This window comes from Micromonospora sp. NPDC048871, assembly GCF_043198155.1.
In the GTDB taxonomy this organism is placed as follows: Bacteria; Actinomycetota; Actinomycetes; order Mycobacteriales; family Micromonosporaceae; genus Micromonospora.
Map to the genome: position 1 here is coordinate 134742 of NZ_JBICUM010000010.1, position 23760 is coordinate 158501.

Here is a 23760-nt window from a genome sequence, read left to right on the forward strand (position 1 = left end):
GTCAGTCCTCCTCTAGTACCTGGCAGAGACGACCGAGAGTGGCGCGCATGTCGCCGGCGACCTTGGCCCCCCACTCGGCGAAGAACCGCTCCCGCGCGGCGGCGTCCATGTCGGCGGTGATGCCCCGGATGCCCTCCGTGGCCGCGCCCATCCGGAACCGGTGGACCAGCACCGATCCGCCCCCGGGCTGCTCGGCGATGTCGTAGGCCCAGACGCTGTCCTGACGCGCCCCCGCCCGGTTCCGCATGGACCAGGCGAAGGTGCGACCCGGCTCGGCGGTCACCACCTCGGACTCGGTGAACCAGACACCGCGTACGACCGGGGCCCAGGCCACCACGTCGGCCTCCCGCCGGTTCTCGCCGCGGAACACCGCGCCGACCGTGCCGGGTTCACCGGCGATCCACGATCCGCCCACACACTCGGGGCTCCATTCGCCGCTGCGCTCGAGGTCGCTGACCAAGGCATAGACCCGGTCCGGTGGCGCGGACACCTTGCTCTGCACCGACAACTCGAACAGTGGCCGCGAAGCGGTCTGCATCTCGGTCCCCTCACGTCGTGACGTATGTTCGTCTGTTTCGACGCTAGAAAACGTGAGGATCGGTATCGATGGCTGCGCGATAAACCCTTCTACTCGTCATTCGACGGCGTGTGCATGATGTCGATGGCAGGGTGGCACCATGCTGGCTGCGTACATCGAAAGGTTCGGCCCGCCAGAAGAAATTCGGTACGGCCGGCTGCCCGACCCCTCCCCCGGCCCCACGGACGTGCTCGTCGAGGTGTGGGCGAGCACGGTCAACCCGGTCGACACCTTCGTCCGCTCCGGGCTGTTCCGCACCCCGGTGGCCTTCCCCTTCGTCATCGCCCGGGATCTGGTGGGTCGGGTGGTCCGGGCCGGGCCGGGCGCGACGGGGTTCGCCCCCGGCGATCCGGTGTGGTGCAACAGCCTCGGTCACGACGGTCGGCAGGGCGCCGCGGCCGAACTGGCGGTGGTGCCCGCGGACCGGCTGTACCGGCTGCCGGCGGGGGTCGATCCGCTGACCGCGGTGGGGGTGCTGCATCCCACGGCCACCGCCTACCTGGGGCTGTTCCGGCACGGTCAGTTGAGCGCCGGTGACACCGTGCTGGTCGGCGGGGCAGCCGGCAATGTCGGCAGCGCGGCGGTCGTCCTGGCCGCCCAGGCGGGGGCCCGGGTGATCGCCACGGCCGGTCCGAGGGACCTGGCCCGGTGCCGTGCGATGGGCGCCGCCGAGGCGATCCCGTACGACGCCCCGGACCTGGCCGCCCGACTGCGGGCCGCCGCCCCCGAGGGGATCGACGTGCACCTGGACACCTCCGGCCACAACGATCTGCGGCTGGCGGTAGACCTCCTAGCCCACGGGGGTCGGATCGTCCTGCTGGCCGGGGCCCGCACCGAACCGGTGCTACCGGCGGGTCGGCTGTACATGCGGGACGGATCGATCCGGGGCTTCGTCATCTCCCACGCCAGTACGGCCGAACTGGCCGCCGCGGCCCGGACCATCAACCGGCTGCTGCCCTCCGGTCTTCTGCGTACCCGCGAGGTGGCCGTGCTGCCGTTGCAATCCGCAGCCGAGGCGCACGCAATTATCGAGAATGGCACCGATAAGAGGATCTTATTGGGGCTCTGAACGAATGTCGGGCTAGCGTCCTACACATATTACGAGCATCGGCGAGAGGACACCGGAAATGGGCAAGGTATGGTTCGTGACAGGCTCGTCGCGCGGTCTGGGCCGCGAGTTCGTCAGCGCGGCACTGTCCCGTGGTGACCAGGTGGCCGCCACCGCCCGCGACACGAGCGCCCTGGCCGATCTCGTCGCCGAGCACGGCACCGCGATCCTGCCGCTGACCCTGGACGTGACCGACCGGGCCGCCGTCGTAGCCGCGGTCCAGCAGGCGTACGAGCATTTCGGTCGCCTCGACGTGGTGGTGAACAACGCCGGGTTCGGCCTGTTCGGCACGATCGAGGAGATCAGCGAGGCCGACATCCGGGCGCAACTGGAGACCAACGTGCTCGGCGCGCTCTGGGTCTCCCAGGCGGTGCTGCCGTACCTGCGCGAGCAGGGCAGCGGCCACATCGTGCAGGTCTCCAGCGCCGGTGGGGTGCTGGCCTTCCCCGCACTGGGGGGCTACCACGCCTCCAAGTGGGCCCTGGAGGGGTTCAGCGAGTCCCTCTCCCAGGAGGTGGCCGGCTTCGGCATCAAGGTGACCATTGTGGAGCCGGGGTCGTACGGCACCGACTGGGGCGGGCCCTCCGCCTCCTTCTCCGCGCCGCACCCGGCGTACGACGGGCTCCGGCAGGCGATGGCCGGCTTCCAGCTGCGCCAGGGCAGTCCCCGGGCCGCGGCCCAGGCCCTGCTCACCGTGGTGGACGCGGAGAACCCGCCGCTGCGGATCTTCTTCGGCACCCAGCCGTACCAGGCCGCCCAGGGGGTGTACGCCGACCGGCTCAAGACCTGGGCGGACTGGTCCGCCCTGTCCGCCGAGGCCGAGGGCGAACCCGCCCTGCACGGGGTCGTCGCCTGAACCACCGCAGTTGCCCCGCCCCGCTCCCCCGGGGTGGGGCAACTGCGTGTCGGTGACGGGTCCGCCGATAACTGTCGCTGATCGGAACAGAATGACCGACTATCACCGCGTACAGCAGCAAAGTGGTGTTTTCGCCTAGCGTTCCTGACATGACATCACGAACCCAGGTACCAGTGGCAACCCAGACGGACAGGAGGCGCTGGATCGCGCTGGCCATCGTGATGGCCGCGGCCTTCATGGATCTGGTCGACGTCACCATCGTCAACATCGCCATCCCGGCGATCCAGGAGGACATCGGCGCCACGGTCAGTCAGATCCAGTGGATCGTCGCCGGGTACGCCCTGGCCTTCGCGGTCGGCCTGATCACCGGTGGTCGACTCGGCGACATCTACGGCCGCAAGCGACTCTTCCTGGCCGGCATCGCCGGCTTCACCATCGCCTCGGCGCTGTGCGGCATCGCCCAGAGCCCCGAGCTGCTCGTCACCGCACGGATCCTCCAGGGCGCCATGGCCGCGCTGATGGTTCCGCAGGTACTGGCGATCATCCACGCCACCTTCCCGCCGCACGAGAAGGGGAAGGTGTTCGGACTCTGGGGTGCCATCGTCGGGCTCGGCGGCATCTCCGGCCCGCTGATCGGTGCCCTGCTGACCCACTGGAACCTGTTCGGTCTGGAGTGGCGGCCGATCTTCCTGATCAACCTGCCGGTCGGCATCCTGGCCCTGATCCTGGGCGCCAAATACATCGAGGAGTCCCGCTCCCCGCAGGCCCTGCGCCTGGACCTCGTCGGGGTGATCGTGGGTACGGTCGGCCTGCTGATGCTGCTCTACCCGCTGACCCGGGGCGAGGAGACCGGCTGGCCCACCTGGGGCTTCGTCACCATGTTCGCCTCCATCCCGGTCTTCGGCGCCCTCATCGCGTACGAGCGGGCGAAGTCCCGCCGGGACGGCTCCCCCCTGATCGAACTGTCCCTGTTCCGGGTGAAGGGTTTCTCCGCCGGGGTCGCGGTCCAGTTGGCCTTCGGTGTCGTGACCGGCGTCTTCTTCCTGGTGTGGACCCTGTACATGCAGGTGGGCCTGGGCTGGAGTGTGCTGCGGGCCGGGCTCAGCGGCATCCCCTTCTCGGTGGCCACCACCATCGCCGCCGGCATCTCCGTGCAGCTGCTGATCCCCAAGCTGGGCCGCAAGGTGTTGCAGATGGGGGCGCTGCTGATGGGGACCGGCATGGCCCTGTACGGCTGGACGGCCAACCACTTCGGCCAGGAGGTCACCTTCTGGCAGATGGTCCCCGCCCTGCTGGTCATCGGCTTCGGAATGGGCCTGATCGTGTCGCCGCTGATCAACGCGATCCTGGCCGAGGTACCCCTGGCCCACGCCGGCTCGGCCTCCGGCTTGATCCACACCATGTTGCAGGTCGGTCAGGCCCTCGGCCTGGCACTCACCTCGGTGTTCTTCTTCGGGGTGCTCTCCGAGACCAGCTCGGGTGGTCGCTCCCCCTTCGTCGACGCCTTCGAGAACACGGCCTACTGGCTGGCCGGCATCCTCGCCGTGATCGCGGTCCTGATGACCGCCCTGCCGGCCGCGGCGGCTCCGCCGCAGCCGGACGGCCCGCCCCAGGGCCTACCCACCGAGACCGAGCCGGCCGAGGTGAAGATCCCGGTGCCCGCCGGTCGCTGATCCCGTTTCCCCTTTGGGCGGCCCCTGACCTCCAGCCACTGGAGAATCGGCGGGCCGCCCGACTCCGCCAGGCCATCTGACCCGGGAGGATGAGGACATGCTCGACACCCTGCGACATCCGGTGATCGTCGCCCCGATGGCCGGCGGACCCTCGACCGTACGCCTGGTCGCCGCCGCCGCTGGGGCCGGTGGCCTGGGCTTCCTGGCGACCGGGTACCGGTCACCCGAGGTGGTACGGGCCGAGCTGGCGGAAATCCGCGAGACCGGCCTGCCGTACGGGGTCAACGTCTTCATTCCGCAGCCCCCGGTCGAGGTGTCCACTGTCGAGCCCTACCGTGACCTGCTGCTCCCCGAGGCCGAGCGGCTGGGGGTGACCCTGCCGCAGGTGCGCACCCAGGACGACGACCACTACCTGGCCAAGATCGAACTGCTGCGGGCGGCGGCACCCCCGCTGGTCAGCTTCGCCTTCGGCATCCCCTCCGCCGAGGTGGTGGCCACCCTGCGGGCCCAGGGCACGGCCGTCCTGGTCACCGTCACCAATGCCGCCGAGGCCCGGCAGGCCGCCAGGGCCGGGGCGGACGGGCTGGTCGCCCAGGGCGGCACCGCGGGCGGTCACGCCTCGACGACCACACCCCAGACCTACGACCCCGACCGCGCCACCGCCGAAGTGGTCCGGGAGGTGCTACCCGCCGGCCTGCCGGTGATCGCCGCGGGCGGGGTGGGCACCGCCGAGGACGTACGCCTCCTGCTGGCCGCCGGGGCGGTGGCCGTGCAAGCGGGAACGATGTTCCTGCTGGCCGACGAAGCCGGCACCCGGGCGGTGCAGAAGGCGGCGATGATCGGCGGCGAGCACACCGGCACGGTCGTCACCCGGGCCTTCACCGGCCGCCCGGCACGCGCCCTGCGGAACCGCTTCACGGACCGCTTCTCCACGGCGGCCCCGCTGGCCTATCCGGCCGTGCACCACCTGACCGCGCCGCTGCGGGCCGCCGCCGCCGAAGCCGACGATCCGCACGGGCTGAACCTCTGGGCCGGCACCGGCCACCGGCACGCCCGCCCCGGACCGACGGCACAGATCCTGCACTCCTTGGCAGGGGCCCGGTCCACCTGATGCGAGAACCGGTCGGCGACGCCGAGGACCTAGTCGGCCCGGCGATCATATTTCCGCTGCGTCCAGTGACAATTCGGATGAGCCTGTGGATCTGCACGGACTGCGGCCCGGTGAACGGAATGTTCCGCTCCGGACCGGCCGTCGAGATCACCCCTTGCCCCGACGTGCGCCGCCGTGGACTCAGGAGCGAGTTGCGAGAGGTACTCTGACACTTCCTCGGCTACCTCTATTACTGTAGAAAATCGATCTTCAAGAGCGCAAGTTGCCACCAAAGTTACTTCTCTACAAACAAGCGATCAGAGCATCGGTCGCGAGACTGCTTCTCTGGAAGCCCATGAAGAGATCTCGCAGTTTCATACACGTTCAGAACAGCAGCAGAGAAACGTGCGATGTCTACCTCCGCAGATGGGCGGGACCCTAAAACAGGGCGCTGCCCCCAGGTCAGCGATGACCGCCAGCATGCGATCCGCTTCTTCATTCTCGATGGCCTCGGCCACTATCACTCCCCTGTTATGACTTAGCCCTAAACCGATAAGCACCCATGACTATCGCAAAGGGTGCCCTCCGATTGGGCGGAGTGTCAACGAGATGACATGAGCATTAGACGGGACTTCCGCTGGCCTTTCCCCGGATTCGGTCGCAGCGAGCCGATCCAGTCAGTCGCAGGGTACAACGGAGCAGCGACATCGGCTGGAGGTGCGTCAGGTCGAGTGGGGTCCTTTGTCGCCGAGCAATTCACGGCGCCACGCGGCGAATCGGTAACGGAGACTGTCCAGTGCACGCCCGGTGACGCCGTACTGGGCGAAGTCGTCAGGGTCGAGCAGGGTGGCTTGTCCGAGGGCGTCGGCGAAGATGCGCCGGTCGAAACCATGGTCGGCGCGCTGCGCGAGGGTGAGAAGGGCTTCGCGGGTGTACCGGCCGGATCGGAGCGTGGCGTCGATGTCGATGAAGTCACGCGCGAACGCTCGCCCGTAGAGGGCGCTCATCTTGTTGGCGACCGCGTCATCGGGGTGGAGGACGGGGCCGATTGCCATGAGGATCGGCTCGTTGGCCCGCCAGTCCACACCGAGTTCGACCTTGGAAACCCGCACGCCGTCGGTGACGGCCAGGCGGGCGAAGGTGTCGTACTGGCGCTCGGTCTCGACGGTGAGGCCGTCGTCTCGGTAGGCGTGCACGACTGCGGTGACTGCGGCGGTGAACTCCTGCCGACGGTCCCAGGCTGTGAACAGGTCGACGTCCTCGCTGGGGCGCTCTAGAAGCCCGGCGGCCTGGACCGCGTAACCGCCAGCTAAGGCGAAGCCGTATCGATGGGCTGCCCCGAGCCCGGTACGGGCAAGGCGTTCGTGGAAGGGGTCCACCGTTACGCCGCGTCGCTGCGGGTCGCGGCGAGTTCAGGAAAGGCTTGCTCCCAGCGCTGGCGGAGCTGGGGCGGCAGCCAGAGGGTGGGCCAGAGCCGCCGGAGGAGTTCGGCATCGAGCCAGGTGTTCAGATCCTCGACCGTACTGGCTTCGGTGAGCACCACCTTGTACATGCTGGCCAGGCGCGCGGACCGGTTCAGGTCGTACTCGGGGTGCCCGGACCAGTCGAGATGAGGCGGAAGCGTCACCGTGCCGTCGGTCGGGCCGTGCAGTGCGGCAAGGGTTTCGGCCACCACGTAGGGCTTCCGATCGCCGTAGGGCCGGTAGTCCGCCGGTGGCTGGGGCGATGTTTTACGCCGACTGATGTTGGTCGCCCGCCGGACTTCCGGCCGTAGCGCCTGACGGATCGTCTCCCGGCTGTACCCGGTGACCCGCTGCAGATCCACCGGCCGCCAACCGGCCGCATGAAACGCCCGCAGCTGCTCGTCCCGCTCGGTCAACGCCGCCGACCGCGTCTCCTCGTACTTGACGACAACGGCACGCAGATCATCCTCGGAGAACCGACCCATACCAGTCAGCCTACTACGCTAGGCCCAGCGCGCTGGGCCTTTGGCCAACTCCTCAGGCCCGACAAGGCCGGTCAACGCCGATAGCAGGACCGACTCACTACAGGGCTTGCGGAAGTAGCTGATCGCGCCGACTTAACACCTGTTTCCCACTAGTGCCTCGTCATGCAGCCTTGAACAGGTAATCCGGGTGGCGGATCTTGGAGCCGGTAGCGAATCCGGTTTTCGGTTTCTTCGCCTCCGGCATGGACTCGTTGACCGCCATCGAGCTCAGACGCAACCTCCAGCGACCCCTGCGAACCGATCTCAAGGCCACGCCCCTGTTCGTCCGCCGTACGGTGGAGTCACTCGCCGCGCACCTGATCGACGACCTGCGCCTGCCCAAGGGGGTGCTGGAGGAGCTCGGGCAGGACCTGGGCTTCCGGCAGGGTGACCGTGCCGGGCTGCGACGCCTAGCTCTCTGCCGGGGCCTGTTGATCAGCGTCATGCCGGTCGGGCCCTTTGCTCAACCAGGCGGATGGTTCAGCCCCGGCGGTCGCGCGCGAACTGCGCAAAGTGGGAGAGGCCGGTCGGTCGGCGGCGCCGATAACGTTGCCATGCGCCCACCACACAGGGTGGAGCACCCGACGAACCAGCCGGAGGGTAAGCCATGACCAGCTCCGCTCCCGCGCCTGTCGTGGCCGGTGGACCGTTGGCAACCGTACGCGCGGTCCGCGGCGCCATCCAGGTGAACCGGGACGAGCCCCCGGCCGTCACCGGCGCGACCCGGATACTGCTGGCCGAGGTGATGCACCGCAACGAGTTGCACCCGGACGACCTGATCAGTCTCTTCTTCACCACCACCGCGGACCTGGTCAGCTGCTTCCCCGCCGAGGCGGCCCGGCAACTGGGCATGGCCGATGTGCCTCTGCTCTGCGCACGGGAGATCGACGTCCCGGGCGCCCTGCCCCGCGTCGTCCGGCTGCTGGCGCACGTCCGAACAACCCGGTCCCGCGCCGAGATCACCCACGTCTACCTGGGCGGGGCCGCCCGCCTCCGGCCGGACCTGGCCGGATGAACCGCCCAGGAGATGCCGGGGTCGGGTAGCGGCAGGCTCTCCGGGAAACCTCGGCCGGCCGGGGCGGGGGTCTCCCCCGCGCTCCCGGCCGACCGATCGGCTCAGCGCACGATCTGCATCTGCGCCATCATCCCGTACGCGGAGTGCTCCAGCATGTGGCAGTGGTACACGTATCGGCCCAGGAAGCCGCTGAAGGTCGCCTGCACCCGCACCGAGTCGCCCGGCGCGATGAACACGGTGTCCTTCAACCCGCGCTCGTTGGGCGCCGGTGGCCGGCCGTTGCGATCCAGGACCCGGAACTGCACCAGGTGCAGGTGGAAGGTGTGGTTGACCCCGCCGAAGTCGGTGTCCACGTTGGTGATCCGCCAGGTCTCCGTCGCACCGTGCCGGATGGTGGCGTCGATCCGGTTCGGGTCCCAGAGCTTGCCGTTGATCAGGCTCTCGATAGTGTTGAAGTCGGTGCTGAGGACCACCTCGCGGTTGACGGTGGACTTCGGCATCGGCGGCAGCGACCGGAGCGTGTCCGGCACCCGGCTGTTGTCGCGGGCCTCCCGGGTGACGTCGAAGCGGAGCACCGGCCCGCGGGCCTCCTCTAGCACCACCTTGCTGCCCACTCGGCGCTTGGAGAAGTCGACGACCACATCGGCACGCTCGGCCGGGCCCAGGGTCAGTTCGGTCAGCCGTACCGGTTTGGGCAGCAGACCGCCGTCGGAGCCCACCTGCACCATCGGCAGGCCGTCCAGCCGCAGGGTCAGGGTGCCGTGGGTGGAGGCGTTCAGCAGTCGCAGCCGGTACCGGCGCGCGGCGACCGGGAAGTACGGCTGGGAGCGGCCGTTGACCAGCACCACCGGACGGTCGAAGTCGAAGGGGTCGAAGTACAGGTTGCCCTTCTCGTCGAAGCGGGACTCCCGCAGCATGATCGGCACGTCGTACTGCCCCTCGGGCAGTCGCAGGTGCCGCTCCTGCGGGTCGTCGATCAGGTAGAAGCCGTGCAGCCCGCGGAACACGTGCTCGGCCTCGGTGTGGTGGCTGTGGTCGTGGTACCAGAGGGTGGTGCCGCGCTGGCGATTCGGGTATTCGTAGACCCTCGACTTGCCGGGCTTGATCACGTCCATCGGGTGGCCGTCATGCTCCGGCGCGACATGCCCGCCGTGCAGGTGGACGTTGGCCGGTACGCCCAGTTGGTTGCGGTACTCCACCGACACCGGCCGACCGGCGCGGGCGCGGATGGTCGGGCCGATGAACCGACCGCCGTACGACAGCACCGGGGTACGCACCCCGGGCAGCAGCTCAGCGGTGGTCTGCACGATCGGGAAGCTGTAGTGGTCGACGCCCCCGCGAGTGCGGATCGGTGCGGCGACCGGCGGCAGCGGCATCAGCACGCGGAACGGCCCACCGGTCGGTGGGGTGCCACTCGGCTTCGGCTTGGGTTTCGGTCCGTGCCCGGGTCCGTGCCCGTGGTGTCCCCCGGGTGTCCCCGGAGGGCCGCCGGCCAGGGCGTTCAGCGCCGGAGTGGCCGTTACCGCCAGCGCGGCGCCGGAGAGTGCGCCGCCCACCAGGAGGTTCCTTCTGTTGATCATGTCTCCCCAGTTCTTCCCGGTGGCGGGCCGTCGTCCTCGACCACCCGCCACCCGGGATGCGGTGCCACGCTCAGCGCAGCGAACGGATGAAGTTCCGGAGGTCCTCGACGAGGAGGGTGGGCTGCTCCAGGGCGGCGAAGTGACCGCCCTGGTCGAATACGGTCCACTGGTTCAGGGTCGGCAGAATCTGCTCGGCCCACCGGCGCACCGGGCGGACGGCGTCGGCGGGGAGGACCGCCACCCCGACCGGCATGGTCAGGTTCCAGGGGCCGGCCCAGGTGCGGATGAAGTCGGCGTCCAGCCGGTTGGACTCGTAGTACAGCTGGGCGCTGGAGCCGGCCGTGGCGGTCAGCCAGTAGACCATCACGTTGGTGAGCAGGAAGTCCCGGTCGACAGCGTCCTCCGGCACCTTGGCCGAGTCGGTCCACTCGTAGAACTTCTCGACGATCCAGGCGAGCTGGCCGACCGGGGAGTCGGTGAGGCCGTACGACAGGGTCTGCGGGCGGGTCGACTGGATCTTGCGCCAGCCGGCGCCGTCCTGCTCGAAGTTCTGGGCGAACTCCAGGCGGGCCAGGTCCTCGTCGGGCAGTCCGGCGAAGAGGGCCGGGTCCTGGGGCGGGAAGGTGGCGAGCATGTTGACGTGTACGCCGGCCACGTGCTCCGGGTCGGCCAGACCGACCTCCAGCGAGATCGGCGAACCCCAGTCCCCGCCCTGGGCCACATAGCGGTCGTAGCCGAGCCGCCGCATCAGTTCGGCCCAGGCCCGGGCCACCCGTCGGGTGTCCCAGCCGGTCTCCCGGGTCGGCCCGGAGAAGCCGTACCCGGGGATCGAGGGGATCACGACGTGGCAGGCGTCGGCGGGGTCGCCGCCGTGCGCGGCCGGGTCGGTGAGCGGCCCGATCAGGTCCAGGAACTCCACGAAGGAGCCCGGCCAGCCGTGGGTGAGGATCACCGCAGTGGCGTCCGGTACCGCCGACCGGACGTGCACGAAGTGCACGTTGGCGCCGTCGATCTCGGTGGTGAACTGCGGGAACTCGTTCAGCCAGCGCTCCGCGGCCCGCCAGTCGAAGCGGTGCCGCCAGTGGTCGACCAGGTCGCGTAGGTAGTCCAGCGGTACCCCGCGCTCCCAGCCCACGCCGGGCAGTTCGGCCGGCCAACGGACGGCGGCCAGCCGGCGGTCCAGGTCGTCGAGGTCAGCCTGCGGAATGTCGATTCGGAACGGACGCATCGGTTCCTCCGTTGGTCAGGCCCGGCCGAGCAGACGCTCTGCTGCGGCAGGATCGGGGGTGGTGTCCCGGACGCGGCCCTGACGGAGCACCCGGAGCATGGTGGTCGGCCGCATCAGCGACGACGGCGGATCGATCAGCCCGGCCACCCGGATGAAGGCGTCGGTCAGCCGGGCATCGCGGGTGGCGGCCCGTTGCAGCCGGGCCACATAGGCGTTGGCGAACCGGATCTTCGCCGTACGCCGTCCTTCGACCCCGGGGAATCCCAGGTCCGCGCCGGCGGAGAAGTCCCAGGGCGAGTCGAGCTGGGCGCCCAGCTCACGGAAGAAGGCGATGGGATCGGGGTCACCACCACGCCGGAGCTGTTCGGCCAGCACGAGTGAGCCGAGCCCGGCGGCGGTCATCCCCTGGGCGTAGATCGGGTTGAAGCTGCACACCGCGTCACCGAGCACCAGCAGGCCGGCCGGGAACCGGTCGAGTCGCTCGTAGCGGCGGCGGACACTGGCCGGGAAGCGGAACATCACCGGGTCGTCCAGCGGCTCGCCGTCCCGAATCGCGCGGTAGATGGCCGGCACCGGCAGGGACTTGGCGAAGGCCAGGAAGCCGTCCGGGTCGGTCGGCGGATGGTCGCCGAGGACGCCGGTCAGAGAGAGTTCCACCCGACCGTCCGTGCCGGGCATCCGGTAGAAGAAGGCACCGCGCGGGCTGCCCGGGGTGGCGGCCGGGATGATCGCCAGGTCGTCGCCGAAGGGGTCCTTGGCCAGCCGGTAGTGTCGGGTGGTGTACGCCAGATCGACCTTGATCCGATCCTCGGGGGGTCGCGCATAGCCGAGTTCGGCGAGCCAGGTCGGGGTACGGGAGCCACGGCCGGTGCTGTCGATCACCAGGTCGGCGTCGAGCACCTCCTCCTGGCTGCCCTCGACACGCTGCTGTACCCGCGCACCGATCACCCGACTCCGGTCGGGGGTGGTGACCAGCCCGACGATGTCGTGCCGTTCGAGGACACGCACGTTCGGCAGGGCCTGCACCCGAGCCCGGACCAGGTGCTCCAGCACCGGCCGGGTGGCCGGCACCGAGACCAGCCCGGAGTGCGACGGCAGCATCCGCCGCCCCTCGACGTACCACTGGATGTCGCCGCTGAAGTCGCCGGGGGTCACCCCGGCACCCCGCAGGTCCTCGGTCAGGCCGGGGAAGTGGCCCTCCAGGATCTGGTATCCCCGGGCGACCAGCCCGTGGGCGTGTCGACCGTGCGGTACGCCCTGGCGGTAGCCACTGACCCCGGTCACCTCGTCGCGGTCGACCAGCAGCACCTCGGCGTACCGGTCGGCGAGCACCCTGGCCGCCAGCAGACCGCCCATGCTCGCGCCGAGCACCACGACCCGTCCGGTGCGATGATCACTCATCACGTCACCTCCTCGGTCGCTCGACGCCTTCAGGAGGGGTTCGCCGGTGAGTTCTGGTACGCGGTGAGCAGCCACTGGCCGTCCCGCCGCACCAGCAGCCAGCTCGCCCGGACCGCCCGCGCGGCGGAGGGCTCGGTCTCGTTCGGGGCCAGCACCCCGCCCTCGGTGAGCACCAGCACGGTGTCCGGGCCCAGCACCTTCAGCGCGGTGGGGCTGCCGGTCACCCGGGTGCCGCGGTACGGGCCGGCGAACGCCTGGCCCATGAAGCCGCAGATCTCGTCCCGGCCCTGCCGGAAGACCCCGGGCAGGATCATGCTGCCGTCCTCGGTGAAGGTGGCGGCGAAAGCCTCCGCGTCGTGCGCGGCCCAGGCGGCGACGATGCGCTGGGGTACCGCACGCACCGCGGCCTCGTCCTCGGCGCTCAGCATCGAAGTGGTGCTCTTCGACATGGGATGGTCCTCTCTCGATCTGGTGAACCGGACGGACCACGGTCGGTACGCCGGCGAAGGACCGCCTCCGAACCCCGTCGGGGCAGGCGACACCGGCGGCACACACGGCGCCGGCAGGACGGTCTGGGGTAGAGCGACACGACGTCCGCGGTCCGGTCCGTCGGCGACGTGCGCAGTGCTAATTCTCCGGCGTACCCGGAAATGGCTCACCTTCGAAATTGCGAGGCCCGGCCGGGCCCGGTCAGCAGGCGAAGGGGCAGGTAGGCAGACGGGCGCCCCCCTTTCGGAGGACGCCCGTCGCGGGTGCCGCAGCCGTACGGAATGAATCGTCGAGGCTGGGCGGGAGGCGGGCGGCTAGCCGCCCTGGGAATCAGATGAACAGGGTGTTCGGACCGAGGCCGCAGAGGATCCGGCCGTACAGCTCCAGGTTGGTGTTGGGGTGCATGATGGCGTGCAGGTTGAGGGTCTGCACGTCCCGCTCGATCCGCTGGATCGGCACGTCCTGGTAGATCGAGGAGCCGCCGCTGGCGGTGTTCAGCAGGTCGACGGCCTCCTTCGACCGCTGGCAGACCGCGCCCAGGTCGAGGCGGACCCGGGCCCGCTCCTCCAGCGTCCAGTCCTCACCCGCGCCGGCCTTACGGTCGAGCATCTCGGCCGACCGGTACGCGTGGAAGTCCGCCTCATCGATCTTGACGGTGGCGTCCGCCACCTGGATGTGGGTGATCGGCGCCTGGCTCTGGTCCTCGTACTCCGTGTAGGTGATCTTCCGGCCGGGCAGCCGCTCGAAGAACACCTCCTTGGCGGCCTTAGCCAACCCCAGGCAGCTGGCGCCGACCGCCGTGCACGCCATCGACATGAAGGGCACCCGGTAGATCGACGAGCCGGCGTTGGAGTTGGTCAGCGGCACACCCTGGATGATCGGCCCCATCCGCACCAGCCGGTGCTCCGGGACGAAGAGCCCGTCGGCCACCGTGGTGACGCTGCCCGAACCCCGCATGCCGGCGGTGTGCCAGTCGTCGATGATCTGGAGATCCTTGATCGGCAACGCCACCATCACCGGCTCGTGGCTGCCGTCCGGGTTGGCGAGCACGGCCGCGTTCGTGTTCCAGTGGCTCTGGGTCGCCCCGGTGTTGAACGACCACCGACCGTTCAGGATGTACCCGCCCTCGGTGGGGATGGCCATCGCACCGGGGCTGAGGATGCCACTGATCCGGACGTCCGGGGTGGAGAAGATCTCGTCCTGGGTCTGGTCCGGGAAGAGGCCCGCCATCCAGCTGCTGATCATCCAGACCGCCATCGTCCAGCCGGCGGAGCCGTCCCCACGGCCCACCTCGGAGACGACGTCCACGACCGTCCGCATGTCCGACTCGTAGCCGCCGTAGCGGGCCGGCATCCGCATCTTGAGCAGGCCGGCGTCGGTGAGGGCGGCGATCGTCTTCTCCGGCAGGCGGCGCTGCTCCTCGGCCTCCAGCGCGCCTTCCCGCAACAACGGCACCAGTTCCGCGGCGCGTCGCGCCAGCTCGCTACGGCCGGGAGCTGCCATGGTTTCCATCGAACCTCCAGTTAGGACAAAGGGCTGAACAATGATGAGCGAGTCGGGGAAGGCTGTGCATCACCGACCCTGGCACCCCGTCGATGGGCCTGCACCTTTGAAAATGCGGCGCCCGGCGGGCCTTCGATCACCTATACGGCGACCCGCACCGATTCGCGGGCGGCATCCGGATCGACCAGCATCTCCCGCAGGACCTCCTGGAAGCCGCTGACCCACCCGGCGACGGTCGCCTCGTCGAACAGACCGCTCTTGTAGGCGACGCTGCCGACGACCTCACCGGAGGGGTCCAGGTTCAGGGTCCACAGGGCGCCGTCCGGGACGTCCGAGACGAGCGGCTGGGACACCAGGCGGTACCGGATCTCGGTGTACTCGAGATCGCCGATCAGCTCCTCGTCCAGCAGGAACGGGAACGCGAAGACCTGGAACACACAGGGCGCCCGGTCGTCGGAGATGGCCGGCAGCATCAGCTCCGGGGCGTGGGCCAGGATCTGCGGCACGTCCTGCGAGTACGACTCGACGCACTGGTTCCGGGTGGCGATCACCACCTCCCGGAAAGTGCGGCACTTGGCCAGGTCCACCCGGATCGGCATGAAGTTGAAGAAGGACCCGACGGTGTACGGGAACTCCTCGTCGCCCCGACCGGGGCTGAAGGTCGGTACGACCACGTCCGAGTTTCCGCCGAGCCGCTCGGCCAGTACGGCGAAGGCGGCGAAGAGCACCATGAACGGCGAGCTGCGGGTGGCCTTGCCGAGCTTGAGCGCCGGAGTGATCACCTCCGAGCCGATCACGAAACGGTGCATCGCGGTGGTCGTCTCGACGGCCACCGAACGGGGGCGGTCCAGCTTCATCGTGTGCACCCGGGCACCGGCCAGGTTCTGCTGCCAGAACTCGCTCGGCTCCGCCATCCGGACCGGATCGCCCACCAGCTCCCGCTGCCACTCCGCGAACTCCCGGTACTGACGCGGCTCCGGCAGTGCCGGCACCTCGTGGCCCCGCCGGGCGGCGTACCGGTTGGCCAGGTCCCGGATGATCAGACGCATCGACCAGCCGTCGGTGGCGGTGTGGTGGGAGATCAGCACCAGGACCGAGTCGCGGTCGTCGAACCGGACCAGGACCGCGCGCAGCAGCGGGAGCTCCGTGCTGGGGAAGGTGTCCGCCTCGGCCTCGATCAGCAACTGCTCGGCCACCGCGTCCCGCTCGTCCTCGGGCACCACGGACAGGTCCCGCAGGATCAGCTGCACCGGGGCGGTCTCCGGGCTGATCACCTGGTACCGCTCCTGCGGCGTACGCACCACGATGGTGCGCAGCGCCTCGTGCCGGGCCACCACGTCGTCCAGGGCACCCTGCAACGACTCGACATCGACCTCGCCGCGCAGCCGCCATCCGTGCACGATGTGGTAGCGCGGGCCGAAGGGACCCTCCTCGTCGCCCTTGTCGTACATGCAGAGGAAGTCCTGGTTGAGCGAGAGGGGTGCCCGGTGCGGCGCCTGGGTGTCGGGGGTGTTCATCTGGCCATCAGCCCTTTCGTAGTCGTCGGCTAGGAGGTCGGTGCGGGCGTGGCCTGGGCGGCCAGCCGCTCGGCAAGGCCGGCCACCGTGGGGGTGTCGAAGAGGGTGCGCAGCGGCAGCTTGGTCCCCAGTACGGCCTCGATCCGGCTGATCAGCCGCATGGCCAGGAGGGACTGCCCGCCGAGTTGGAAGAAGTCGTCGTCCACGCCTACCCGGTCCACCCCGAGCACCTCGGAGAAGATCTCGCTGAGGATCTCCTCCCGCGGGTCGCGGGGTGCCCGGTAGGCCACCCACGCCTCCGGGTCCGGCTCCGGCAACGCCCGCCGGTCCAACTTGCCGTTGGCGGTCAGCGGCAGGGTGGTCAGCGCCACGAAGGCGTCCGGCACCATGAAGTCGGGCAGGGTCGCGATCGCGAAGGCCCGCAGCGCGGCCAGGTCGACAGTGCGCTCACCGACCACCACGTATGCGGTTAGGGACCGCTCACCCGTCGGCAACTGCCGGGCCACCACGGCCACGTCGGAGAGTTCGGGGAACCGGGCCAGCACCGCCTCCACCTCGGCCAACTCGACCCGGAAGCCCCGGATCTTGACCTGGTCGTCGGCGCGGCCGAGGAAGTCGAACATGCCGTCGCTGGTCAACCGCACCAGGTCGCCGGTGCGGTACATCCGTTCCCCCTCCCCGGTGAACGGATCGGCGACGAAGCGTTCGGCGGTCAGGTCCGGCCGGCCGAGGTAGCCGCTGGCCAGTCGGGGCCCGGCCACGTACAGCTCGCCCACCTCCCCGTCGGGGACCTGACGGAGCCGCTCGTCCAGGACGTACGCCCGGATGTCCGTCATCGGGCGGCCCACCGGAACGGTCGGGCCCGGCAGGAACAGGTCGGACATCGGCGAGTGGGTGGTGAACAGGGTGGACTCGGTCGAGCCGTACATGGCCCGGACGACCAGACCGGGGCAGGCGTCCAGCACCCGCCGGACCGCCCCGGGGGAGATCACGTCGCCACCGGTCATCACCTCCTGCACCCCGGTCAGGCAGTCCGGCGCCTCGTCGGCCACCACCCGGAACAGCCCGGCCGTCAGGTGCACGGCGGTGATCGCGTGCTCGGTGATCAGCTGGCGCAGGGTGGACACGTCGAGGTCGGCGGAGGGCCCCAGCACGACCGTGCCACCACGGCTCAGCGGCACCCAGAACTCGTAGCTGGAGACCTGGAAGGCGTACGGAGCCACGGAGAGGACCCGCTGGTGCCGGCTGCCGTTCCAGGCCGGATCGGAGATGAGCCGGGTCACCGCGCGCTGTGGGATGGCCACCCCCTTGGGGTCCCCGGTCGACCCGGAGGTGTACATGACGTACGCGAAGTCCTCCGGGCCGGTGGGCACGGCCGGGTCGGTGCCGGGGAACTCGCCCGGCTCCTCGTCGACCAGCAGCACCCGCCCACCCTCCGGCAGGCCGCGGCGCCGGGTGTCGTCGTCGGCCAGCAGCACCGGGCCGCCCGCCTGGTCCAGGATCCAGCGCATCCGCGCCATCGGGTACGCCGCATGCAGCGGCAGGTACCACGCACCGGCCTTGAGGACCGCCAGCAGTGCCACCGGCAGGTCGGCGGTCCGGCCGGTCAGCACCGCGACCGGCTGCCCCGGCTGGACCCCCTCGGCGATCAGACGGTGCGCCAGCCGGTTCGCCCGCTCGTCCAGATCCCGGTACGTCAAGGTGCGGTCACCGGCCACCACGGCCACCGCGTCCGGAGTCCGGCTCGCCTGCGCGGCGAGCATCTGCTGCACAGAAGTGAAGGTCATCAGACGCTCCATTCAGATGGTTAGGCCGGTAGAACCGGTTTCAGGTGGTTCCGCCGGGCTTGAGCGTCACCGGCAGGCTGGTGTAACCGCGCAGGAAGGTCGAGTACAGCGGGCGCGGTTGGCCGTGTAGTTCGAAGGTGTCGACCCGCCGACGCAGCGAGTCCAGCACCGCCCGAACCTCCGCCCGGCCCAGGAAGGCACCGAGGCAGAAGTGCGGCCCGTGTCCGAAGGTGAGGTGCTTGTTGGGCGTACGGCCCAGATCGAATTCGTCCGGCCGGTCGAAGACCGTTTCGTCCCGGTTGGCCGAGGCGTTCCAGACGGTGACGACGTCGCCGGCCGGGATGGTCTGCCCGCCGAGTGTGGTGTCCCGCCGGGCCACCCGCCCGACATGCATGGCCGGGGTGTTCCAGCGCAGGATCTCCTCCACCGCGTCGTCCAGCGACACCTCGCCCCGGCGCAGCGCCCCCCACTGATCCGGGTACTCGACGAAGTTCAGCACCGCGCTGATCATCGCCAGCCGGCTCGTCTCGTCCCCGGCGAGGATCAGGCCGTAGCAGTTGAGGACGACCTCCTCCTCGGTCAGCGGCGCTCCCTCGATCTCGCAGGTCACGAGGCTGCTGATCACGTCGTCCCGCGGGTCCCGGCGACGCTCGGCGGCGATCCCGCTGAAATAGAGCAGGATCTCGTTGCGGGCCAGCCAGGTCTCGTGGCCGGGCTGATCCGGATCGTCGGAACTGAGGGCCTGCTTGCTCAGTCGCAACAGCTCGGCCCGGTCCGCCGACGGAACGCCGAGCAGGTCGCTGATGGTGCCCATGGGCAGTTCGTCGGCGACCTGGGCGGCGAAGTCCCCGCCACCGGCCGCCACGGCCTGCGCCACCAGTTGATCCGCGCGGGCCAGCACCCCGGACAGCACCGGCCGCAGCATCCGGGGGGAGAACGACCTCAGCAGGTGGTTGCGCACGGCGGTGTGCCGGGGGGCGTCGGAGACGGCCAACAGCTTCCCCCCGGCGGTGTCCCCGCCGGTGAGCAGCGAGGTGAGCATGTTGCCCCGGCCCGAGCCGAAGGTCTCCGGGTCCTTGTAGACCCGCAGCGCCTCGGCGTACCGGGTGACCACCCAGAAGTGGGTTCCCTGCGGGGTGCTCGGGTGCCGCCACACCGGGGCGTTGCGGCGCAGCCAGCGCCACACGTTCTCCACCTCCGGGCCGACGAAGGTTCTCGGGTCGGCCAGGTTGACCCCGTCGAGGTCGGTGGCGCGGATGCCTGTGCTCACCGAAGTCAGTCCCGTTCCGCTTGCCGTTGCAGCTCCACGGCCTCGTACAGCGCCTTGACGTTGCCGCTGCCGAAGGTCTGCGCGCCGAGCCGTTCGATCAGCTCCAGGAAGAAGGTCTTCCGGGGGTGCGCCGAGCGGGTGAAGATCTGGAAGAGCTGACCGTGGTGATCGGCGTCGACCAGCACGTTGACCTCCCGCAGGTCCGACACGGTGTGCCGGGCCAGCTCCATGCGGGAGGCGAGCATCGTGTAGTAGGTGTCCGGGGTGGACAGGAACTCCACTCCCCGCCGCTGGATGTTCTGCACGGCGGCGACGATGTCGTCCGCGTTGAACGCCACGTGCTGCACACCCGCGCCGCCGTGGTTCTTCAGGAACTCGTCGATCTGCCCCGGCGAGCGGGTCACGTCCGGCTCGATCAGGGTCAGCGTCACCGCACCCCCGACGGACTGCACCACCTTGGAGTTCATGGCCTGGTTACCGACCACGATCTGCTCCTCGAAGATCATGCGGAAGTCGAGGACCTCCTCGTAGAAGCGGACCGTCGGGTCCAGCTGGCCGGCCTCCAGGCAGACCGCGAAGTGGTCCACCGCGGACAGCCCGCTGTCCCAGGTCGGCTCGGCCTCCGGGCGGGGCAGCAGGCCGGGCAGGTGCCGGGCGTCCATTCCCTCGGGGCGCCGGACGAAGGTGTGCGCGACATCGCCGAAGCCCATGATGGTGGCCCGTACCACGCCTTCGACGTCGTGCGGGGCCGCTACCGGCCGGGCCCCCCGGCGTACCGCCTCGGCGAAGGCCGCCGCCGGGTCGGCGACACCGAGGCTGATGTCGGCGACCCCGTCTCCGTGCCGCTCCACGTACGCGGCGGCCGGGTGGTCCTCGACCAACGGCTGGGTCAGCACCAGCCGGATCTCCCCCCGGCCCAGCCCGGCGGACCGGGCCTCCGGCGGGGCGGCCGGGTCGGTCCCGGAGTAGACGGCCAGACCGAAGCCGTCCACCAGCCGTTGGGTCTCCGCGGCCAGGTCGCTGACGTAGAACTCGATGTGGTCGAGCGAAATCTGACCGAAGATCGAAGTCTGTGGCGTGCTCATCGGGTCATCTCCCCCTTGTCATCAGCCCCGGGGGCCGACCGGCGGCCCGGGTGGGGCACGTTTCAGTGCGAGCCGGCGAGCCGGCGCGGGCGAGGGTCGATCCAGTTGTCGCTGACGTACCGCAGGCACTCGGTGCGGCCGGCCGGACCGCACACCGCACCCCAGCCCTGCGGCACATCGGCGAAGGCGGGCCACAGACAGTGCTCGCCCGCAGCGTTCACCAGCACCAGGAAATCGCCGTCGACGGCGTCGAATGGATTGTTCATTCCTTTTCCTCCAGCCCGAATCCGTCGGTCGACACAAGAAATTGGCGCACCGGTCGCTAGCGAATTCTTCGGCGAACCTGGCCGCCCTCAGAGGCTGTCATTACGACCCTGTGCCACGCATCTTCCGTAGTGCGCAGCGCACGCCTGATCGACAGAAAGCAAGCGAGGGCAGGTCGCCGGCGACGCCGTTTTGACGGCACCGCGACGACCTGCCCCCGCCGACCGGAAAAGGCGGTCAGTTGTTGCTGGGATCAGCCCCAGATTCCGACCCGGTAGCAGTCGGGACCACGCGGCCCGGCACCGACGCATCGGGCGTTGTACGCGTCGAGGAGCCGCTGGGCGCGAGCGTCGGCCAGCCGGAATCGCTCCACCGGGTTGGCCCGGCGCAGCAGCACGTCATCCATCGCCAGGACCAGCTCGTTCTGGATCCCGTCGAACGCGCCGACCACCACGCCGAGACTGGCCGGCGACTTCGGGGCCTTGCGGATCTGGTCCAACGCCACCTTCGGCGCCGGGTGCTGGGCGAACCAGCGCTCCCGCTGGAGGAGGTCCACCGCCTGCCCGGTCATCGGCAGGTAGGCGGTGCTCTTGTGCCACTGCGCCGAGTTGCGCGGGCTGTTCAGGAACTGCATGAAGGCGAGGGCGCCGTCCTGGGTCTCCCGGTCCAGACCGGCCCGCAGGAAGAGCGAGTCACCGGAGTTGACGTTCCCGACCGCCTTGCCGCGACCGGGGTGCGGCAACGAGCCCGCGGCGACGTTGAACCCGAACTCGGCCCCCATCTGGGCGAAGGTGTCACCCTGGTTGGCCCCGTCGAAGGTGAAGGCGACCTGCTGGGTCACGAACGACTCGAAGTTGCCGCCCCAGTCCTCCGGCATGCCGGTGTACCGGTAGTGGCCCGCCTGGTGCATCCGCTTCCACCAGGAGACGTAGTTGAGGATCTGCGGCGAGTCCAGGTTGACCTTGGTGGCCCGGCCGGTACGCCCGTTGTTGTTGTTGGTCAGCAGGCCGCCCTGCTGGGCGATGGCCTGCTGGAAGAACCAGTTGTGGTTGGGCCAGGTCACGCAGTTCGCCGGGCCGTTCGGCATCCGCGCGATCTTCGTGCAGGCGGCCTCCAGCTCCTGCCAGGTCTGCGGAAGCTTGGACACCCCCGCCTTCTTCAGCAGGGTGGTGTTGGCGTACAGCACGCTGGTCATGCTGGTGACCGGGAAGGAGAACATGTCACCCCGGTCGGTGTGGTACGCCCGGACCTGCGGCAGCAGGTCCCGCACCACCACCCGCTCGTTGAGGATCTGGTGGCGACCGCCGATGGCCCGCTGCACGGACGTGAACAGCGGTCGGCCGGAGCGGTCCTTCATGTCCCGAGCGACCTGGCTGACGTTGTAGTAGTAGTTGGCGATCGCCGGCGGGTTGCCCTCCCGGACGGCCCGGTCCACGTCAGCCGGCAGCGCCGTGTAGTCCCGCGCCTCGACGTTGATCTGGTAGCGCGGGTACTTACGGTTGAACTCCTCGGCCAGCCGCTTGCGCTCGTCCAGATAACCCGGGAACGGATAGTCCGCGAGCCAGACGTCAATGTTGATTTTCTTCTTCTTGTGGGCGCCGGCCTCCGCCGCCCCGGCGGTTGCGGTGACGGATGACAGGACAACCGCTACGCCGAGCGACGATGCAATCAGTGCGCGCAATGGTCGCATGGAACCTCCAGTTTCCGGTCAATCAAGGACGATCAACTGTCACCGTTCATCCTGTTGGTCGGCCGGGGTCAATTCATCTTTCCAAGTGCGCACTAGTCGCCACCGACGGGGAATCAGCCGACTCTTTCCCACCGGTGGGTCGACGCAGGGCCAGGGCGATCAGGACCGCCAGGGCCACCGATACGGCGGCCGCGACCAGCCCCACCGTGGCCAACGCCCCGGCGTACGCCTCCTGGGCCGGACCGAGCACGCCGGGCACCCGGTCGGCCAGCTCCATGGCCCCGGTCATCCCGTCCAGGGCCTTGGCCGCGACCTCCGGTCCCAGGTTCTCGGGGAGGGCGTCCTCCAGCCGCGCCCGGTAGACGGCGGCGGCCAGGCTGCCCAGCACCGCGATCCCGGCGGCGAAGCCGAGTTCGCTGCTCGTCTCGGAGATCCCGGATGCCGCTCCGGCCCGCTCCGGTGGAACGGACCCGACCACCAGGTCCACCCCCAGACCCGCGGGCAGCCCGTTGCCGACGGCCACCACCACCCAGCCGGCCAGGACCATCGTCTGGCCGCCGACGTCGGCGGTGGCGACCAGCAGGAATCCCGCGGCGGCGATCACGAGCCCGGCCGCCATCACCGGCCCGGCCCCGAACCGGCCGGCCAGCATCGGGGCGACCATCACCGCCAGGATCATCGCCACGGTGGAGGGCAGCAGCCACAACCCGGCTCGCAGCGGCGACAGTTCGGCGACCAGTTGCAGGTACTGGGTCACCAGCAGGGTGCTCCCGCCGAGCAGCATTCCCCCGACCACCAGCACCACCAGCACCGGGCGGACCGACCGGCGGGCGAAGAGTCCCAGATCCAGCAGCGGGTCGGGCAGGGCCCGCTGCCGCCGGATGAACACGGCTCCGGTCACCACCCCGACCAGCAGCAGCAGCCCCACCAGGGGTTCCAACCCGTACCGGGCGACATGTTTGACGGCGTACACCAGGGACAGCACCGCCACCAGCGAGAGCAACACGCTGGACAGGTCGACCCGTACGCTGCCGCGCCGTTGCCCCTTAGGTAGCAGCACCGGACCGGCCAGCAGCAGCACCGCCATCACCGGGACCCCCAGCAGGAAGACCGACCCCCACCAGAAGAACTCCAACAGCACCCCACCGACCAGCGGTCCGGCGGCGTTGCCGGCGAGGAAACAGCTCATCCAGACCGCGATCGCGGTGGACCGCTGGGCGGGCTGCCGGAACAGGTCACTGATCAGCGCCAGGGTCGACGGCATGAGGGTGGCACCGGCCACCCCCAGCAGGGCCCGGCTGACGACGAGCATTCCGCTGCTCGTCGAGAAGGCGGCCAGCAGCGAGAACGCGGCGAAGGCCGCCGCACCTACCAGCAGCAGTCGCCGTCGGCCGATCCGGTCGCCGAGGGCGCCCATGGTCACCAGCAGGCCGGCCACCATGAAGCCGTACACGTCGCCGATCCACAGTTGGGTCACGGCATCGGCGCCCAGGTCCACGGCGAGCTGCGGCAGGGCCAGGAAGAGCACGCTCAGGTCGACGGCGACGAGCAGTGTCGGCAGGGCGAGCACGGCGAGGGCCAGCCATTCGCGCCGGCCGGCGGGGGCGGGTGCGTCCAGCACCGGACCGTTCTGTGTCATG

The 23760-nt window shown here is 69.8% G+C and carries 21 protein-coding genes; 6 read left to right on the forward strand and 15 right to left on the reverse strand.

Annotated features, from left to right (window positions below; genetic code table 11):
* Position 1: 1 nt before the first annotated feature.
* Positions 2-538 (reverse strand): SRPBCC family protein, encoded by a 537-nt coding sequence (locus tag ACGFIK_RS21310; RefSeq protein WP_327022938.1) that lies wholly within the window; start codon positions 536-538, stop codon positions 2-4.
* A 139-nt stretch (positions 539-677) separates the two neighbouring features.
* On the opposite strand from ACGFIK_RS21310, the gene ACGFIK_RS21315 reads away from it, so the two are divergent.
* From ACGFIK_RS21315 to ACGFIK_RS21330, 4 genes are all read left to right on the forward strand, one after another.
* Positions 678-1646 carry an NADPH:quinone reductase gene (locus ACGFIK_RS21315; protein ID WP_393340823.1) on the forward strand — a complete coding sequence of 323 codons (969 nt, stop codon included), beginning with the start codon at positions 678-680 and terminating at the stop codon, positions 1644-1646.
* Between the two features lie 58 nt (positions 1647-1704).
* Complete coding sequence (locus ACGFIK_RS21320) at positions 1705-2541, forward strand: SDR family NAD(P)-dependent oxidoreductase (protein ID WP_357531150.1); 837 nt, start codon at positions 1705-1707, stop codon at positions 2539-2541.
* Between the two features lie 149 nt (positions 2542-2690).
* On the forward strand, positions 2691-4214 hold the full coding sequence (locus ACGFIK_RS21325) for an MFS transporter (protein ID WP_327022941.1): 1524 nt from the start codon (positions 2691-2693) through the stop codon (positions 4212-4214).
* A 97-nt stretch (positions 4215-4311) separates the two neighbouring features.
* Positions 4312-5325, forward strand: coding sequence for a nitronate monooxygenase (locus ACGFIK_RS21330; protein ID WP_327022942.1), 1014 nt, complete (start codon positions 4312-4314; stop codon positions 5323-5325).
* Between the two features lie 701 nt (positions 5326-6026).
* On the opposite strand, the gene ACGFIK_RS21335 is transcribed toward ACGFIK_RS21330, so the two are convergent.
* Positions 6027-6683, reverse strand: a complete 657-nt coding sequence (locus tag ACGFIK_RS21335) for a nucleotidyl transferase AbiEii/AbiGii toxin family protein (protein ID WP_393340827.1) — start codon at positions 6681-6683, stop codon at positions 6027-6029.
* Positions 6684-6685: 2 nt separating this feature from the next.
* Positions 6686-7252 (reverse strand): hypothetical protein, encoded by a 567-nt coding sequence (locus tag ACGFIK_RS21340; RefSeq protein ID WP_393340829.1) that lies wholly within the window; start codon positions 7250-7252, stop codon positions 6686-6688.
* A 197-nt stretch (positions 7253-7449) separates the two neighbouring features.
* Here ACGFIK_RS21340 and ACGFIK_RS21345 point away from each other — a divergent pair, with 197 nt between their 5' ends.
* Positions 7450-7902 carry an acyl carrier protein gene (locus tag ACGFIK_RS21345; protein WP_327022944.1) on the forward strand — a complete coding sequence of 151 codons (453 nt, stop codon included), beginning with the start codon at positions 7450-7452 and terminating at the stop codon, positions 7900-7902.
* The gene (aroH, locus tag ACGFIK_RS21350; protein ID WP_327022945.1) at positions 7899-8306 is read left to right on the forward strand and encodes a chorismate mutase; all 408 of its coding nucleotides are present in this window, start codon (positions 7899-7901) and stop codon (positions 8304-8306) included. Before ACGFIK_RS21345 ends, aroH begins: the two co-directional genes overlap by 4 nt.
* A 101-nt stretch (positions 8307-8407) precedes the next feature.
* On the opposite strand, the gene ACGFIK_RS21355 is transcribed toward aroH, so the two are convergent.
* The 12 genes from ACGFIK_RS21355 to ACGFIK_RS21410 form a co-directional block, all read right to left on the reverse strand.
* Positions 8408-9862 (reverse strand): multicopper oxidase family protein, encoded by a 1455-nt coding sequence (locus tag ACGFIK_RS21355; protein ID WP_327022946.1) that lies wholly within the window; start codon positions 9860-9862, stop codon positions 8408-8410.
* 94 nt (positions 9863-9956) lie between these two features.
* Entirely contained in the window at positions 9957-11114 is a 1158-nt protein-coding gene (locus tag ACGFIK_RS21360; RefSeq protein ID WP_393340832.1) for an epoxide hydrolase family protein, read from the reverse strand.
* 15 nt (positions 11115-11129) lie between these two features.
* Complete coding sequence (locus ACGFIK_RS21365; RefSeq protein WP_327022948.1) at positions 11130-12515, reverse strand: FAD-dependent oxidoreductase; 1386 nt, start codon at positions 12513-12515, stop codon at positions 11130-11132.
* 29 nt (positions 12516-12544) lie between these two features.
* Positions 12545-12964, reverse strand: a complete 420-nt coding sequence (locus ACGFIK_RS21370; RefSeq protein ID WP_327022949.1) for an SgcJ/EcaC family oxidoreductase — start codon at positions 12962-12964, stop codon at positions 12545-12547.
* 370 nt (positions 12965-13334) lie between these two features.
* The gene (locus ACGFIK_RS21375; protein WP_393340835.1) at positions 13335-14507 is read right to left on the reverse strand and encodes an acyl-CoA dehydrogenase family protein; all 1173 of its coding nucleotides are present in this window, start codon (positions 14505-14507) and stop codon (positions 13335-13337) included.
* Positions 14508-14647: 140 nt separating this feature from the next.
* Positions 14648-16024, reverse strand: coding sequence for a condensation domain-containing protein (locus tag ACGFIK_RS21380; protein WP_393340838.1), 1377 nt, complete (start codon positions 16022-16024; stop codon positions 14648-14650).
* 29 nt (positions 16025-16053) lie between these two features.
* Positions 16054-17811, reverse strand: coding sequence for a non-ribosomal peptide synthetase (locus ACGFIK_RS21385; protein WP_327022952.1), 1758 nt, complete (start codon positions 17809-17811; stop codon positions 16054-16056).
* A gap of 40 nt (positions 17812-17851) precedes the next feature.
* Positions 17852-19081, reverse strand: a complete 1230-nt coding sequence (locus ACGFIK_RS21390) for a cytochrome P450 (RefSeq protein WP_327022953.1) — start codon at positions 19079-19081, stop codon at positions 17852-17854.
* Between the two features lie 5 nt (positions 19082-19086).
* Entirely contained in the window at positions 19087-20166 is a 1080-nt protein-coding gene (gene hppD, locus ACGFIK_RS21395) for a 4-hydroxyphenylpyruvate dioxygenase (protein WP_327022954.1), read from the reverse strand.
* A gap of 62 nt (positions 20167-20228) precedes the next feature.
* The gene (locus ACGFIK_RS21400) at positions 20229-20432 is read right to left on the reverse strand and encodes an MbtH family protein (RefSeq protein ID WP_327022955.1); all 204 of its coding nucleotides are present in this window, start codon (positions 20430-20432) and stop codon (positions 20229-20231) included.
* 251 nt (positions 20433-20683) lie between these two features.
* Entirely contained in the window at positions 20684-22111 is a 1428-nt protein-coding gene (locus ACGFIK_RS21405) for an extracellular solute-binding protein (protein WP_327022956.1), read from the reverse strand.
* Between the two features lie 82 nt (positions 22112-22193).
* A complete protein-coding gene (locus ACGFIK_RS21410; protein ID WP_327022957.1) occupies positions 22194-23759 on the reverse strand; it encodes an MFS transporter in 1566 nt (521 codons plus the stop codon).
* Position 23760: the final 1 nt, after the last annotated feature.

Excerpts from the sequence above, each read along its gene's own strand:
- ACGFIK_RS21320 (WP_357531150.1), top strand. The coding sequence starts at position 1,705 with ATGGGCAAGGTATGGTTCGTGACAGGCTCGTCGCGCGGTCTGGGCCGC.
- ACGFIK_RS21365 (WP_327022948.1), bottom strand. The coding sequence starts at position 12,515 with ATGAGTGATCATCGCACCGGACGGGTCGTGGTGCTCGGCGCGAGCATG.
- ACGFIK_RS21325 (WP_327022941.1), top strand. The coding sequence starts at position 2,691 with ATGACATCACGAACCCAGGTACCAGTGGCAACCCAGACGGACAGGAGG.
- ACGFIK_RS21310 (WP_327022938.1), bottom strand. The coding sequence starts at position 538 with ATGCAGACCGCTTCGCGGCCACTGTTCGAGTTGTCGGTGCAGAGCAAG.
- ACGFIK_RS21385 (WP_327022952.1), bottom strand. The coding sequence starts at position 17,811 with ATGACCTTCACTTCTGTGCAGCAGATGCTCGCCGCGCAGGCGAGCCGG.
- ACGFIK_RS21375 (WP_393340835.1), bottom strand. The coding sequence starts at position 14,507 with ATGGCAGCTCCCGGCCGTAGCGAGCTGGCGCGACGCGCCGCGGAACTG.
- ACGFIK_RS21410 (WP_327022957.1), bottom strand. The coding sequence starts at position 23,759 with ATGACACAGAACGGTCCGGTGCTGGACGCACCCGCCCCCGCCGGCCGG.
- ACGFIK_RS21340 (WP_393340829.1), bottom strand. The coding sequence starts at position 7,252 with ATGGGTCGGTTCTCCGAGGATGATCTGCGTGCCGTTGTCGTCAAGTAC.
- aroH (WP_327022945.1), top strand. The coding sequence starts at position 7,899 with ATGACCAGCTCCGCTCCCGCGCCTGTCGTGGCCGGTGGACCGTTGGCA.
- ACGFIK_RS21360 (WP_393340832.1), bottom strand. The coding sequence starts at position 11,114 with ATGCGTCCGTTCCGAATCGACATTCCGCAGGCTGACCTCGACGACCTG.
- ACGFIK_RS21315 (WP_393340823.1), top strand. The coding sequence starts at position 678 with ATGCTGGCTGCGTACATCGAAAGGTTCGGCCCGCCAGAAGAAATTCGG.
- hppD (WP_327022954.1), bottom strand. The coding sequence starts at position 20,166 with ATGAGCACGCCACAGACTTCGATCTTCGGTCAGATTTCGCTCGACCAC.
- ACGFIK_RS21370 (WP_327022949.1), bottom strand. The coding sequence starts at position 12,964 with ATGTCGAAGAGCACCACTTCGATGCTGAGCGCCGAGGACGAGGCCGCG.
- ACGFIK_RS21330 (WP_327022942.1), top strand. The coding sequence starts at position 4,312 with ATGCTCGACACCCTGCGACATCCGGTGATCGTCGCCCCGATGGCCGGC.
- ACGFIK_RS21400 (WP_327022955.1), bottom strand. The coding sequence starts at position 20,432 with ATGAACAATCCATTCGACGCCGTCGACGGCGATTTCCTGGTGCTGGTG.
- ACGFIK_RS21380 (WP_393340838.1), bottom strand. The coding sequence starts at position 16,024 with ATGAACACCCCCGACACCCAGGCGCCGCACCGGGCACCCCTCTCGCTC.